The 13,238-nt window shown below is 68.0% G+C and carries 16 protein-coding genes; 6 read left to right on the top strand and 10 right to left on the bottom strand.

The features are described from left to right. Positions 1-74 precede the first annotated feature (74 nt). Complete coding sequence (locus QSK21_RS34690; RefSeq protein WP_502871627.1) at positions 75-710, top strand: P-loop ATPase, Sll1717 family; 636 nt, start codon at positions 75-77, stop codon at positions 708-710. Between the two features lies 1 nt (position 711). Here QSK21_RS34690 and QSK21_RS34685 read toward each other — a convergent pair whose 3' ends face one another. Further along, positions 712-1,065 (bottom strand): DUF4145 domain-containing protein, encoded by a 354-nt coding sequence (locus QSK21_RS34685; RefSeq protein WP_285701962.1) that lies wholly within the window; start codon positions 1,063-1,065, stop codon positions 712-714. A 753-nt stretch (positions 1,066-1,818) separates the two neighbouring features. Here QSK21_RS34685 and QSK21_RS34680 point away from each other — a divergent pair. Both QSK21_RS34680 and QSK21_RS34675 read left to right on the top strand, forming a co-directional pair. After that, positions 1,819-2,082, top strand: coding sequence for a hypothetical protein (locus QSK21_RS34680; RefSeq protein ID WP_285701961.1), 264 nt, complete (start codon positions 1,819-1,821; stop codon positions 2,080-2,082). Between the two features lie 895 nt (positions 2,083-2,977). After that, positions 2,978-3,478: a mycothiol transferase gene (locus QSK21_RS34675; protein WP_285701960.1), complete on the top strand. Its 501-nt coding sequence runs from the start codon at positions 2,978-2,980 to the stop codon at positions 3,476-3,478. 41 nt (positions 3,479-3,519) lie between these two features. Here QSK21_RS34675 and QSK21_RS34670 read toward each other — a convergent pair whose 3' ends face one another. Continuing rightward, entirely contained in the window at positions 3,520-4,158 is a 639-nt protein-coding gene (locus QSK21_RS34670; RefSeq protein WP_285701958.1) for a hemerythrin domain-containing protein, read from the bottom strand. A gap of 114 nt (positions 4,159-4,272) precedes the next feature. On the opposite strand from QSK21_RS34670, the gene sigJ reads away from it, so the two are divergent. The 3 genes from sigJ (at position 4,273) to QSK21_RS34655 (ending at position 6,317) form a co-directional block, all read left to right on the top strand. Continuing rightward, positions 4,273-5,163, top strand: coding sequence for an RNA polymerase sigma factor SigJ (gene sigJ / locus QSK21_RS34665; protein WP_285701957.1), 891 nt, complete (start codon positions 4,273-4,275; stop codon positions 5,161-5,163). Between the two features lie 68 nt (positions 5,164-5,231). Continuing rightward, the gene (locus tag QSK21_RS34660) at positions 5,232-5,807 is read left to right on the top strand and encodes a DUF6939 family protein (protein WP_285701956.1); all 576 of its coding nucleotides are present in this window, start codon (positions 5,232-5,234) and stop codon (positions 5,805-5,807) included. Between the two features lie 30 nt (positions 5,808-5,837). Then, a complete protein-coding gene (locus QSK21_RS34655; protein ID WP_285701954.1) occupies positions 5,838-6,317 on the top strand; it encodes a GNAT family N-acetyltransferase in 480 nt (159 codons plus the stop codon). Between the two features lie 11 nt (positions 6,318-6,328). Here QSK21_RS34655 and QSK21_RS34650 read toward each other — a convergent pair whose 3' ends face one another. The 8 genes from QSK21_RS34650 to QSK21_RS34615 are packed head-to-tail and all read right to left on the bottom strand — an operon-like array spanning position 6,329 to position 13,139. After that, on the bottom strand, positions 6,329-7,240 hold the full coding sequence (locus QSK21_RS34650) for a TIGR03621 family F420-dependent LLM class oxidoreductase (protein ID WP_285701953.1): 912 nt from the start codon (positions 7,238-7,240) through the stop codon (positions 6,329-6,331). Positions 7,241-7,277: 37 nt separating this feature from the next. Then, the gene (locus QSK21_RS34645) at positions 7,278-8,594 is read right to left on the bottom strand and encodes a hypothetical protein (RefSeq protein ID WP_285701951.1); all 1,317 of its coding nucleotides are present in this window, start codon (positions 8,592-8,594) and stop codon (positions 7,278-7,280) included. Next, positions 8,581-8,985 carry a hypothetical protein gene (locus tag QSK21_RS34640; RefSeq protein ID WP_285701950.1) on the bottom strand — a complete coding sequence of 135 codons (405 nt, stop codon included), beginning with the start codon at positions 8,983-8,985 and terminating at the stop codon, positions 8,581-8,583. Before QSK21_RS34640 ends, QSK21_RS34645 begins: the two co-directional genes overlap by 14 nt. After that, positions 8,982-10,103 carry a molybdopterin-dependent oxidoreductase gene (locus tag QSK21_RS34635; RefSeq protein WP_285701948.1) on the bottom strand — a complete coding sequence of 374 codons (1,122 nt, stop codon included), beginning with the start codon at positions 10,101-10,103 and terminating at the stop codon, positions 8,982-8,984. Before QSK21_RS34635 ends, QSK21_RS34640 begins: the two co-directional genes overlap by 4 nt. Then, on the bottom strand, positions 10,100-10,723 hold the full coding sequence (locus QSK21_RS34630) for a class I SAM-dependent methyltransferase (protein WP_285701947.1): 624 nt from the start codon (positions 10,721-10,723) through the stop codon (positions 10,100-10,102). The genes QSK21_RS34635 and QSK21_RS34630 overlap by 4 nt, the downstream gene beginning before the upstream one ends. 30 nt (positions 10,724-10,753) lie before the next feature. Next, positions 10,754-11,419, bottom strand: a complete 666-nt coding sequence (locus tag QSK21_RS34625; protein WP_285701946.1) for a TIGR04282 family arsenosugar biosynthesis glycosyltransferase — start codon at positions 11,417-11,419, stop codon at positions 10,754-10,756. After that, entirely contained in the window at positions 11,416-12,081 is a 666-nt protein-coding gene (locus tag QSK21_RS34620) for a glycosyltransferase family 2 protein (RefSeq protein ID WP_285701945.1), read from the bottom strand. The genes QSK21_RS34625 and QSK21_RS34620 overlap by 4 nt, the downstream gene beginning before the upstream one ends. Then, on the bottom strand, positions 12,078-13,139 hold the full coding sequence (locus tag QSK21_RS34615; protein ID WP_285701944.1) for an NAD-dependent epimerase/dehydratase family protein: 1,062 nt from the start codon (positions 13,137-13,139) through the stop codon (positions 12,078-12,080). Before QSK21_RS34615 ends, QSK21_RS34620 begins: the two co-directional genes overlap by 4 nt. Between the last annotated feature and the right edge of the window lie 99 nt (positions 13,140-13,238).

The raw sequence follows: 13,238 nt of genomic DNA, 5'->3' as shown, positions 1-13,238 counted from the left end.
CCTGCCAGAAAGTCGGCCACGAAAGCGACACCAATGATGCTGATGTGACAATTGAGGCAATCAGTGCTTAACTAATCAATAGATCGCGAGGTGGCCTTCTCATACACCACCCGCCTGGACGCGGCCATTCAAAGGAGCCGCTACTCTGGGACTATCTGGCAGCCAAGGCGGAAGTTCATAGAGAGGAAATCTTCGAACAACTTCCTGCGGTGGTCAAGATCGGGAATCGTAAGACGGATGCCTTAAAATATCTCCTCGACTTTACTCGCTATACCCCACGTGACATGACCGAACTTTTCAGATCAATCCAGGGGCGAGCGAACATCGGGCCGGTTACAAGCGAACAAGTACGGGCGGGAGCTGACAGCTTCGCAACCAATCACTTGCTTCATGAGATTATTTCAGAATCGGTCGGTCTCCTACCTGAGGTGGTAACGAGTCGACTGGAGCAGTTCTTTAATGCTCTTCCAGCGTCCAAGTTTGAAAAAAGTGACCTAATGCAAGCGATGGAAGAAAGTGCGATAGCTGATGCAATTAGTGCAAGTGATCTAGGAGAGTATCTATTTCTTCAAGGAGCGATCGGCAACTACCGGATCAGTCGAGGGTACTATCAATTCTATCATCGAAGGCACGCCGTCAGCTTCGACAAAAATGGACCATGGAGCTTGCATGTTGGCTTGACCTACGCCCTAAATCTACCCTTTTCCTGAATCATGACCCGTCGGTGTGAGACTGTCCTTGGCCCTTCTTGGTGCGGCGCTGCTTGAACTCTTCAAATTGCGCTGTAAGCACATAAAGGTAGTCCAGTATCGCCTCGGCAAGGGCCAAGGCATCCGAAGCATCTTCTCTGGAAACTGCGTCACCCGTAAAATGAGCACCTTGATTGCCAAGTACTCGAAGACTGTCCGCCCATTCCAGGAGTCTACTGTCAAGCAAACTCTTGTTTGCCATATCTTGTAGAGAGGCTACAAGGTTTTTCTTGATGACCCCATGCTCGGCACATACACCCTCAAGGTCCTGCGCACCATTACAACCGCGGCGGTGTAGGCACGACTCTGAAAACATGTACGCGCCTCGGTCAATTCTCTTCGTAGCGCTACAGGGATCCTCGTGCTCAGCGTTCTTGGTGGTTCCGGCCATACACGCAACGGATCCGAAGTACCTTCAAAGTTTTGCTCTTGAGTAATTAGAACAGCGGCACCACATGTTGAGCAACGAAGTAGCGAGACGATCAGCGCGCTAGCTTCGTTACCCGATTGCTCTGAGTAAACAGAGCCTTGTACGGTTGCGGGGGTGGGCTTCTCGCAAGTAGGGCAAACTATTAGGTGTTGTTGCGACGGTGGAGAGTTCCACGGGTCCATACTTCTCATTATGCCAACTCCAGGGCCTCCTTGGTTGCCAACCACGTGAATGTCCGTCAGTGTAGGCGTGGCGATTTGAGGCCGATCGTCGTCTTCCTCTGCGCGGCCAGTGTCCGGCCTCTGCGCAGTGCGTCAAGGGCGCCTGCGGCGTCGCTGCGCGATCGGCTGCGCCGAACCCCTGACCCGCTCCGCTCCGGCCTCGGGTTCGCGGCTACGAGGAAGGCGCCTCAGGAGAATGGGCACGAAGGGGAGGAGCGTGCGGGCGGTCGTCGGTGCCCCTGCGGTGCTAGCGCGAACGCTAACAGCAGGTCTGGACAGGGGTGGACGAGCGTGGGATCTGGAAGTGTCTTGGAGGGGTGTCAGGGCAGGTCAGCGGACAGCTCTGGACCTTGTTTGTGTGACCCGTGATGAATGGCTTCGCGCTGAGGGTCGTCTGTCGGCTTCGCGAGGTGATGTTGTGATCCGTACGAACAGGGAACGGATCCGTCTCGACCTGCTCTCCTACGGAGAAGATCACTTGGCCGGCCGCGCCGCTGGCATCACCGATGACCAGTTGCGGCGAATCGGTGAACGAGGGCTCCAACTCGTCCTCAGCGATGCACAAGGCAAGCTGTATCTGGCGATAGCGATGGCAGCCGTCGAAGTGTTGGAAGGCGCACCACGACCCCTCGCCCGCAAGCGCAGGAAGCTCAAGGGCGTGTGGGACCAGCATCACCACTGACGACCGCCGCCGCAGCACCGCACGCTCTCGCCCCGCCCTGGTAGGACGGAGCGCTCGACGGTGGATGGGGAGCAGTACAGCGTGCGTTGCACGCGGCGAGGCTCGGCGTGGTCAACGGCCCGCCCGTGCAGTTAGGGGCGGCGATCAGGGGTCCATCTCGGTCACTCGCGGGAGGGCTGGAGGGCAGCTCAGCGGGCGTATCGGGGTGGACTGGACTGATTTCCAAGCTGACAGTGCGGGTTTGATTTCCATCACCCGCTGCAGCATGACAAAGCCTCAGGTTTGGCACCACTTCTCGGACACTGAGGCTTCGCCGTCAAGGGGTGTTTTCGTACCGACGTGCCTGATGCTTCCGGCCGAATTCGACTGGTTCACCAACCCCACCGAAGCCAACCCAGCCACCAAGGTCCCCCACTCGCTCCGAGTCGCCTCACCGCCGCTCTGGCCGCGTGCCGGGCGTGTGGCCTATTGCGTGCGGTCCCGGTTCGCAGCCTGGTCACAGCCGCCCGCCCGGGAGCGCCCCCGTGCAGCCCGTTGACCACGTGGGCGTCGACTTTCGGATCAACAGAGCCGGCACGATGCTCTAGTTCAGGTGTGGCCGTAGGTCGGCAGGGGCGCCCCGATCGCGACTTTCAGCGGCGGCATGTGAGGGGGACGTTGGCGGCACTAGGGCGATCGTTCATTCTCCCGGGTGCTGCCGTACCCGATTCAGGATCTACCAGGCTTGCCGGGGGCGTTTCCGGTGTCGTGGGAGGCGGATGGTCGCCTGCTGCGGAATGGAAGCCCTTGCATGCGCGGATGTGTCCTTGGGGCCAACCGATGGCCTTCCCCGGATCGGCCAGACGGTGGTTCGCGCACGGGCTTGGGGGGTTGTGGGGTGGGTAGCGTGCTGGGCGTGAGCAGTGCGGAGTTGCTTGTGGATGCCTTCGGGCGGGTTCAGGACGGTGTGTGGCGGGTTGTCGAGGGTCTTACGCCCGAGCAGTTGGCGTACAGGGTCGAGGGACGAGCGAACTCGATCGCTTGGCTTGTGTGGCACCTGACGCGGATCCAGGACGACCATGTCGCGGAGGTTGCGGACAGGGAGCAGCTGTGGACGGCCGAGGGGTGGACTGAACGATTCGGGCTTCCCTTCGACGACACGCAGACGGGGTGGGGCCACAACGACGAACAGGTGGCGGCGGTCCAAGTCGACTCGTTCGAGTTGTTGTCCGGGTACCACAACGCCGTCTACGAGCAGACGGTGGCGTTCGTGCGTGGGCTGACCGATGAGGACCTTGGGCGGGTCGTGGATCGTTCGTGGGATCCGCCCGTCACCCTGGGGGTGCGGTTGGTCAGTGTGGTTTCGGACGACCTTCAGCACCTTGGCCAGGCGGCCTTCGTCCGCGGCCTGCTGTAGGGGGGTCTCCCCCGCCCAGGCGGGGCGGGGGAGACGTTGTGTCAGACCTTGGCCGATGGGTTCCAGAGGTTCAGGGCCTGGTATGCGGGCACCCACTCGTTCCGGTACGCGGCGCGTGCGGGTTCGGGCAGCGGTGCCAGCATCGTGGCGACGATGTGGTCGTCCGCGCCGTCCAGCATCCAGGGGATGATCCGTGACGCGTCCGGGCCGACGAGGCGGCCGCTGTACTCGCCGAAGTGCCGCCACTGCTGGAGGTCCAGGGTTGCCTGGATCAGCGGCAGCACTTCGTCCTCCTCGTGCTTCAGGTGCGCGGTGAGGGCGGTGGTGAGGCTGTCGGTCAGCTCGCCTAGGTTGGAGGCGGCCTCGCGGTCGGCCAGTGTGGCGTCGATTGACTCGATGATGGGGTCGATGGCGGCGTGCTCGTCCTCCATGGCCTTCAGAAGGGCCAGGTCGTCTGGACGGTCGGCGACGGCCTCGCGCAGCGGCGGCCAGAGCGCCTCGTCCTCGGCCGTGTGGTGGACGTGCAGGGCCTTCTTGAACAGTTCCCAGCCGACGGCGGTGGCGAGGACGCGGCGGGGGTCGTCGTCCGTCCTGGCGGTGACCTTGGCCAGGTGCTCCAGGTCCCGCCGCAGCGCTCCATGGAACGCGTACATCGGGCCCATGTCGAGCGTATCGGTCACGGTGTCTGCTCTCCTATCGCAGGTGGGCGGCCTTGTGAGGACGAGCGGGTGTCACAAAAGGCCGCGGTCTATCCGTCATTCCCATGGACGGAACAAGAACCGAGGATGTGACCCATGGACGAGCACGAGTTCCTGGCCGACCGCTTCGAGGAGCACCGCGGCCGCCTGAAGGCGGTGGCGTACCGGATGCTCGGCTCGCTCAGCGAAGCGGAGGACGCGGTGCAGGAAGCCTGGATCCGGTTGAGCCGCACCGACACCAGTGAGGTTGAGAACCTGGGCGGCTGGCTCACCACGGTGGTCGGTCGTGTCTCGTTGGACATGCTGCGTTCCCGCAAGTCCCGCCGTGAGTACCCCTTGGACGGGCACCTGCCGGACCCGATCGTGAGCCCCGTGGATAGGAGCGACCCAGAGCATGAGGCGTTGACCGCGGATTCGCTTGGGTTGGCGTTGCTGGTCGTCCTGGAGACGCTGACCCCGGCCGAACGGCTCGCGTTCGTGCTGCATGACATGTTCGGGATGCCGTTCGAGGAGATCGCCCCGATCGTGGGACGGACCCCGGTCGCGGCCAGGAAGCTGGCCAGCCGCGCCCGTCAGAGGGTCCGCGGAACGGCCCCGACGCCGGACGCCGACCTGAGCCGGCAGCGTGAGGTCGTGGACGCCTTCCTGGCCGCCTCGCGGAGCGCCGACTTCGAGGCGCTGCTCACCGTGCTCGATCCGGACGTGGTGTTGCGGGCGGACACGGGTGCCTTGGCGGGCATCGGCGTCACCATGCGACGCGGCGCCCGTGCGGTGGCCCAGAACGCGGTCGCGTTCCAGCGTCTCGCCCGTTCGCGTACCACGGTGCCCGCGCTGGTGAACGGCGCGGCCGGGCTGGTGAGCCTGGAGGACGGACAGCCCAAGGCCGTTCTGGCGTTCACGATCGTGGGCGGACGGATCGTCGAGATCGACATCCTCTCGGATCCGGACCGCCTCCGTGCCCTCGACCTCGCCGTTCCGGGCGTCTGACCTGCGAAGCCGTGGACTGTCGGAGGCGTGCGGCAGACTGCGCCCGAACGAGATGAAAGGGCGCTCCCATGACGATCCATGTGGCGAACCGGCGGCGGGCTCGGGCCTCGGTGGAGGCGGCGTACCCGGGCGCGCTGATCCTGGACGTCACGTCGCGTGCCGAGGCGCCCTGGGTACGGCTCAGCCCGTTCTACCCCCATGGAGGGATACCGGTGCCGTTCAGCCCTGGGGTGACGGCCCAGTCGGTGGAGGGCATCTGGCAGGCGCTCAAGGTCTTCCAGGGTCACGACGTGGACCCGGCCAAGCTGGAGGTCACGTCGATGCGGGGGCTCAAGCGCACGGTCCGCAGGTACGGTACCGTCCTCGGGCACCGCGCCGGGCTCACCGGGGCGGTGTTGCTGCCGTACGAACGGGCACGCAGGGAGATCTACCTGCCCGCGTACCGGTGGGTGCTGGAGAATCCGGCGGCCGACCTGGTGGACGAGTTACGGCGGCTCGCCGCGCAACGGGACGTCGTGCTGCTCGACTACGACACCAATGACGATGTGGCGGATCTTTCCAGGCCGTTGTCGCACGCCGGTCTCGTCCGGCGTCACCTCGAAGGGCGCTGGCAGGCGGTCGCCCCGGGTCCGGTGACCGCCTGACGCGCCACGCTCCCGGTTTGACCGCCGACCATGACCAGCGGGCTTCGCATCCGGTTGGCCGACGCGGGCGATGACGCGTCGCTGTTCGATCTGCGCTCGGCGCTGGACCGGGAGTCGCGGTTCATGATGCTGGAGCCCGGTGAACGCGAACGGCACGACGGACTGCCAAGCCGGTCGTTCGAGGTGGTCGCCGAGGAAGGGGGTCGGCTGATCGGCTATGTGGGCGTCTCGGTGCTGCCCTATGCGCGCGCCCGGCACTGCGGGCATCTCGTGGTGGGTGTCCGCGCGTCCCACACCGGACGGGGCGTGGGACGCGCTCTGCTCGACGCCACCGTGCGGCAGGCACGCCAGCGGGGCCTGCGGCGGCTCGAACTCACCGTGATGACGCACAACCGTGCGGCGCTTGCGCTCTACACGCGCTGTGGGTTCCAGGTCGAGGGGTTGCGCCGCGGGTCCCTTCAGGTGGACGGCGAGCAGGTCGACGAGTACTACATGGGCCTGTTGCTGTAGGGGCTGCCCGCCTAGGATCCGGCCAGTTTCGCGACGACCGGGGAGAAGGCGTCCAGGTCGGTCTCGTGGTGAAGGACGAAGTACGACATCCCGTATTCGTCGCGCCAGTGCCGGAGCTTGTCGGCCATGTCGGTGACGCTGCCCGAAAGGACCTGGGGGGTGCCGCCCTGCTGGGAGGTGTCGGCGGCGCTCCAGGCGGCCTGCGCGGCGTCCTCCCCGATCTGCATCACGCTGGTGCCGATCTCGATCCGGTCGAAGCGCGGTCCGGCGGCCTCCCGGAGCAGCTCGATCTTCCGGATGAAGGACGCGGCGCCGCCGTCCGAGGGGTCGGGGCCGCTGCCGTCCGGGAGCGTCCGCATGGTGAGGTTGACGATGTCCGCCTCCGCCGCGGCCAGGCGCAGCATGGCGGGGCCTCCGCCGCCGATGAGGATCGGCGGGTGCGGTCGCTGCGCCGGCCGCGGGTCCTGCTCCAGGTCGCGGACGTGGTAGTGCTCCCCTTCGTAAGAGAAGGGGCCGCCCGACCACGCCCCCTTGAGGACGGCGAGCCCTTCGCGTAGGCGCCGCAAGCGGACGCGGGGTTCGTCCAGGGTGAGCCCGGTGGCGTTGTAGTCCTTGCCGAGCCAGCCGGTGCCGATGCCCAGTTCCAGCCGTCCGTCCGAGAGGACGTCCAGGGTCGCGGTTTCCTTGGCCAGGAGGACGGGGTGCCGGAAGTCGTTGGCGAACACCATCGTGCCGACGCGCAGCCGCGTGGTGGCGTCGGCGGCGGCCATCATGGCGGTGAGCGGCCCGAACCTCGGGCCGACGATGTGGTCGGGGACGAGCATCACGTCGAAGCCCGTGTCCTCGAGCCGCCGCGCCTTGTCGATCCATTCCTGCCGCGTGCCCGCCAGCCGGACCACCGCGCCGAACCGGAATCCGCGCATCCTCGCCCCTCTCGGTCAACCAAGCGCTTGGCCAAGCCTACCAATGGGACTGGACGAGCATTTGCAGGCCCACGGCCAGGGCCGCCTGCGCCGAGAGCCACGCGCGCGCCGGGGGCCTGTGGTGCCCCGCCGCCAGGACCACCCAGGCCGCGTACGGGATCCAGATGCGCTCCACCTCCCCTCTGGTCACGCCTGAGACATCCAAGGCGGCCACTCCGACCAGGGCGGCGCCGATCAGCCAGGCCAGTGGACGGCGGCCGGCGAGCACCGAGGGCAGGGCGTGGACCGTCGCCGGTCCTACCAACAGCCCCAGCACGGCGAGGTTCGCGATGACGAAGTAGGCGTAGGAGCGTTGCGCGGAACCCCTGCTGATGAGGTAGGTCTCGTGGGTCGCCGCCACTCCGTCCGGCCACCAGAAGCCGGCGAGGGTGAAGGCCAAGGGGACGACCGCCGCACAGCACACGGCGATTGCGAGCAGTCGGCGCTTAGGGCGGGTCAGGATGACTACCGCAAGCGGCAGTGCGAAGAGGGGAAGCAAGCCGTAGCTGAGGTACGGCAGCGTTCCCAGGAGCAGACCCCCGCCTGCGGCTGCGAACGCACTGGCTCGCGTGGCCGCCATCGCGATGAGAGCCGTCGCCCAGGCGCCCACGCCCAGGAAGAAGGCGTCCATGGACGTGGCGATCCAGAGTGTGAGCGGGGCCAGTACCAGGAAGGGCAGCGCCCGCCGGGCGGTCGTCTCGTCGGCCACGCATCGCACGGTGATGGCGATGGCGAGGACGGCGGACGTTCCCACCGCGATGATGAGGGCGGCCGACCAGCCGGTGCCGCGCAACCCTGTCTCCTCCAGTGCCCAGAGCACCAGAGTCGGAAGCGGCGGGTGACCCCGTACGTGGGTGGTGTAACCGCCCAACCGCTCGGTGAAGGTACTCACCCACCCGAGAGGGTCGGCCCGCACGTCGTCCAGTGCGGCCGGGTATTCGGTGGGCGCGTCCAAGGGCCGGTGCAGCGCGTCCAAGCCGTCGCTGAGGGAGAGGACGACCGTCCAAACAACGGCCGCGATCCACGACACCGCCAGCAGCACCCGCCAAGGGAGGCGTTGGGCGACCCATGGAAGAACCGCGACGAAGACGGCGGCCACGCAGACGGCGGGCAGCATCTGCCAGGTGAGAAGGCGTGGCTCGGCGTGGAGCGGGGGCAGGTCGTCTTCGGTGGCCAGGCCCGCACGCCGCAGCACCTCGCCCGTGACGAACACGCCTACGATCAGCAGCGCCCAGAGACCGACCGCGAGCCGCCCTGAACGAGCCTGCGAAATGCGTGGAGGAGCCTGCGGTCGCTCCAGGTCAATCAGGCTCATCCGAACGCTTCCTGGAGAGGCCCCAGAGCAGTGCGATCACCGCAATGGCCGCGAGGACGACGAGGAGGTTCCTGCCGTAGGGGAGCGGCAGTATGGACGGGTTGTCGGCGCGCCGCCCATACCCAAGGACGAACGGCAGCGCCATAAGCGACACCGCGCCCGCCACCAGAAGCGTGTGCTGCACACGCCTCCGGTAGGACGCAGGCAGGCGAGTGGTGAGCGCGCCTACGAGAAGCACGCACGGGGCGAGGACACCGTCATGGGCGACTACGGCTCCCGCGAACCACACCGCCCATCCCGGCGGGTTGGTGTCGGACCCGATGACGATGCCCCACACGCCGAGCGCGATGAACGCGACCCCGGCCGCGTAGGCGGCGAGGCGCGCCCTCATACGACCACCATTCGGTGCACCCACTTGGTCTGGTTCACGCCGGGACGGTTGGGCGCGATGAGCCTGCACGGGAACCCGTGGTCGAGGTCCAGGGGCCTCCCGTTCACGTCGAGCGCGAGGAGCGTGAGGGGGTCCTGCCAGTGGCGCGGGCTGACCCAGGAGGTCTTGTAGAGCCCGGCCACCTCCATCGACACAAGCTGTACGCGGGCGTCCGGATCCACACCGGCCAGTTGGAGAAGGTCGCGGAGCCGCACGCCTCCCCAGGTCGCCCCCGCACTCCAGCCTTCGACGCACGCGATGGGCAGCCGTACCGAACGGGACGGGAGCGCACGCAGGTCACTGAGGGACAGCGACAGTTCGCGTTGGACGCGTCCGGTGACTTGTAGCCGCCAGGCCGGATCGTTCGCGTCCGCCTGGGTCACTCCTGCGGCGTAGGCGGACCGGTTGACCGGTAGTCCTTGTGGGCCGACACCGGGGCGCCTTGGAGCGAGCACCGCCAGTTGGGCGAGTGGCGGGAACGCCTCGCCGACCGTGGTGACCGTGATGGCTCCCCCGGCGGCGGCGACGGTGGCCAGGAACGCGCGCCGGTTGAGACCGTCCTCTGGACGCTTCATCACCGTGTGGCGCGTCGTGGCCCATTGGTTGGCCACATGGATGAGGAGCGCCCCGATGAGGATGTACGCCGTCCAGTAGTGGGCCGTCGTGAAGAAAAAGGGAAAGGCGTACCAGTAGGCGATGTTCAGTACCCCGGTGACGACCTGGAACAGGGACGCCCCCACGAGGAGGAAGATGAAGGCGCGCTCCAGTGCATGCCCTACGGAACGAATGGGCGGCCTCTGTAGCAGCTTGGGATAGACCGTCCACAGCTTGGCCAGCAGCAGGGGGATGGTGGCCAGCCCCCCGATGACGTGCAGTCCCTGCGTGACCCGGTAAAGGTTCACCGGACGCGACGGCCACATCAGCCAGCCGGGCGGATGCTGCATGAAGTGGCTTATCAGCCCCGTGACGAAGGCGGTGGTGAAGGAGACGCCCAGCCAGATCCCCAGCCAGGACGCCACCCGCTCGTCATGCAGGCGGCTGCTGAAACGGACAACGCCCGCCCGCTGAACGGCGCTCACCTGTTCAAGGCGACGAACCACCGGCCCGCCTCCTCCCAGACTTCGGTGACCGCGGCCCCGCACTCGCCCGCCAGGCCGGCGATGTCGTCGGCGGACACCCACGCCCACGGGAACCAGTCCCCGACCACGCGTCCGGTACGGAGCCGCACCCTGCCGGTGTACGTCCGGATCCCCGGCGGCATCACCTCGGCCAGGACCCGGCCTCCCGGCGCCAGCAGGCCGAGCGCCCGCTCCAGCAGCGTGCGCGGGTCGCCGCCGATCCCGATGTTGCCGTCGGCCAGCAGCAGCGTCGTCCAGATCCCGGCCCCGGGGACGTGGCCGAACACGTCCCGGCACAGCGCCGGACCGCCCGCCGCCACCGTCAGCGCGACCGCGTACGGCGCGATGTCGATGCCGAGGGCGAGCAGCCCTCGTTCGGTCAGCGCGACGGTGAGGCGCCCCGGGCCGGAGCCGACGTCCAGCGTGGGGCCAACGCATCGCTCGAGCAGGCCCTGGTCGCCTGGACGCAACGCCATCCACTCCTGGACGGGGAGAGGGCCGCGGTGGCCCGTCCCGTCCTCGAACTCGACCTCGACGCCGTCGCGGCCCTCGAGCGCCCGCTCGTACAGCTCGCCGATCACGCCGTCCTCCCGATCACGCCGTTCCCCCGATCACGCCGTTCCTCCGGTGGCGGTCCCCGTGAAGGCGGCCACCGGCGGCGTGACGGTCCGGAAGGCGGCGGCGAAGCGGCCGTGTGGGGCCAGGGCCGCGACCTCCGCCGCGTCGGCGGCGGTGTCCACATCGGTCAGCGGCGGCAGCAGGGCGACGTCCAGGCCCGCCGCGCGGAGCCGGGCGAGCTGGACCCGCCCGGTGTCGGGACGCGACATCGGGACGCCGCGCAGCAGCCCTGCGTCCGGGCGTGCGAGGCCGAGCAGCCAGAAGCCGCCGTCGGCCGCCGGGCCGAAGACCGCGTCGCGCGTGCGCAGGGCCGCCGCTGCGCGCTCCAGCAGGCCCGTGGTGACCTGAGGGGTGTCCATGCCGATCAGGACGAGGGGACGCCCGTCGTAGGCGTCGTCGAAGGCATGCGCAAGCCGCTCGTCCAGGCCGTCCCCGCGCTGAGGGATCACGCGGAGGCCGGGCGGCAGCCAAGCACCGGGGCGGCCCCGCAGGACGAGGGTGCGCGCACAGGCGCGGGTGCGGGAGACCACGCTGAGCGTGTCCTCAAGGGACGCCTCCGCCAGCGCCGCGGCCTGTTCGGGTGTGTACGGGGGCGTCAGCCGTGTCTTGACCCTTCCGGGGGCGGGCTCCTTCGCTATCACGAGCAGATCGGCCGTCACCGCGCCACTCCGGCCAGCACGCGGCGCATGTCGCGCACCGCCCGTAGCGTCCCGCCCACTGTGCCGGTCACCTTGGAGCGACCTTGGCGGGGACGGTACGCAACGTCGATCTCGGTGATGCGCCAGCCCGCGTCCACCGCTCTCATCACCATCTCCAGGGGGTAACCGAAGCGGCGGTCGGTCAGCTCTAAGGCGAGCAGGTCCTTCCTGTGGACTGCCCGCATGGGGCCGAGGTCGTGCAAGGCGGTCCCGGCTCGCCTGTTGAGGGAGCGAGCCAGAACGGCGTTGCCGAGGCGGGCATGCAGTGGCCAGGCCCCACGTCCCGTTGGGCGCCGCCGGCCGAGCACCAAGGCGGCCCCCGCATCGCCCAGCGCCTCCACGAGCCGTGGCAGCTCTGCCGGGTCGAGCGAGGCGTCGGCGTCCATCACGCACACGACATCCGCTTTAGCCGCCAGCACCCCCGCATGGCAGGCGGCGCCGAACCCACGGTTGGGTGCGTCCACGACATGCGCGCCGTGGCGTAGCGCGACACCCGCCGAGCCATCGGTAGAGGCGTTGTCGACCACGATGGGACGAAAGCCCTCGGGCATGCGCGACAGCACCCAAGGCAGGGCTTCCGCCTCGTTCAGGCAAGGAAGGATGACATCGGCCGTAGGACTCACCGGCCCGCTCCCACCATGGCGAACTCGGCCATCCCCTCGGCGAACGGCACCGCGGCCTCGTACCCGAGCTCGCGCCGCGCCCGCTCGGGGCTCGCCACGATGTGCCGAACGTCGCCCAGCCGGTAGCCACCGGTCACCTGCGGGGCCGGGCCGCCGTACACATCGGCCAGCGCCCCCGCCATCTCCGCTATGGAACGAGGAGTGCCACTGGCGATGTTGTAAGCGCGCAGCCCCCCATTGTGGGCGTGCAGCCCCCCGTTGTGGGTGTGCAGCCCCCCGTTGTGGGCGCGCGACCCCGGAGACTCGGAATGCTCCAGGGCAAGCACGTTCGCACGCGCCACATCGCGCACGTGGACGAAGTCCCGCAGTTGCCGCCCGTCCTCGTACACCAGCGGCGCCTCGCCCCGCTCCAGCCGCGACCGGAACAGCGCGGCCACCCCGGCGTAGGGCGTGTCCAAGGGCATCCGCGGCCCGTACACATTGTGGTAGCGCAGGGCCACAACCGTGCCTCCGGTCATGCGTGCCCAGGACGCGGCCAGATGTTCCTGCGCCACCTTGGTGTCCGCGTACACGTTCCGTGGGTCTAGGACGGTCTCCTCCGGCACCACACCCGGCTCCAAAGGCTCGCCGCATACAGGGCAGCCGGGCTCGAAGCGCCCCGCCCGAAGGTCGCTTTCCGCACGCGGACCGGGCCGGACGTTGCCATGGCGAGGGCAGGTGTAGGCGCCTTCCCCGTACACCACCATCGACGAGGCCAGCACGAGCCTTCGCACCCCGGCCCGCGCCATCTCCGCCAAGAGGACGGCGGTGCCGCCCACATTCACCGCCGCGTACGCAGGGAGGTCGAAGACGTCCACACCGAGACCGACCATCGCGGCCTGGTGGCAGACCGCGTCCACGCCCCGCAGGCAACGCGCCACGGCATCGTGGTCACGAACATCCCCGACCTCCGCCCCCGGCCGCAGATCGAACCCGCGCACCTCGTGCCCGGAGGCCGCCAGGGCCTCGGCGATGTGCGAGCCGATGAACCCGGCCGAGCCTGTGAGCAGCACTCGCATGCGACGACCGTAGGTCGCCTGATGTGCGCGAACGCCCGCGAAACGCGACCCGTACGAACCTCGTAAGATTTGCGGCCCGCCGCATGCCCGTTCACTTGC

The sequence above is a fragment of the Actinomadura sp. NBRC 104412 genome, assembly GCF_030269515.1.
Taxonomy (GTDB): Bacteria; Actinomycetota; Actinomycetes; order Streptosporangiales; family Streptosporangiaceae; genus Spirillospora.
The sequence above is the reverse complement of the archived record's forward strand: the minus strand, read 5'-3'. Positions and strand labels throughout refer to the sequence as shown.

Excerpts from the sequence above, each read along its gene's own strand:
- QSK21_RS34685 (WP_285701962.1), bottom strand. The coding sequence starts at position 1,065 with ATGTTTTCAGAGTCGTGCCTACACCGCCGCGGTTGTAATGGTGCGCAG.
- sigJ (WP_285701957.1), top strand. The coding sequence starts at position 4,273 with ATGGACGAGCACGAGTTCCTGGCCGACCGCTTCGAGGAGCACCGCGGC.
- QSK21_RS34660 (WP_285701956.1), top strand. The coding sequence starts at position 5,232 with ATGACGATCCATGTGGCGAACCGGCGGCGGGCTCGGGCCTCGGTGGAG.
- QSK21_RS34655 (WP_285701954.1), top strand. The coding sequence starts at position 5,838 with ATGACCAGCGGGCTTCGCATCCGGTTGGCCGACGCGGGCGATGACGCG.
- QSK21_RS34650 (WP_285701953.1), bottom strand. The coding sequence starts at position 7,240 with ATGCGCGGATTCCGGTTCGGCGCGGTGGTCCGGCTGGCGGGCACGCGG.
- QSK21_RS34645 (WP_285701951.1), bottom strand. The coding sequence starts at position 8,594 with ATGAGCCTGATTGACCTGGAGCGACCGCAGGCTCCTCCACGCATTTCG.
- QSK21_RS34640 (WP_285701950.1), bottom strand. The coding sequence starts at position 8,985 with ATGAGGGCGCGCCTCGCCGCCTACGCGGCCGGGGTCGCGTTCATCGCG.
- QSK21_RS34615 (WP_285701944.1), bottom strand. The coding sequence starts at position 13,139 with ATGCGAGTGCTGCTCACAGGCTCGGCCGGGTTCATCGGCTCGCACATC.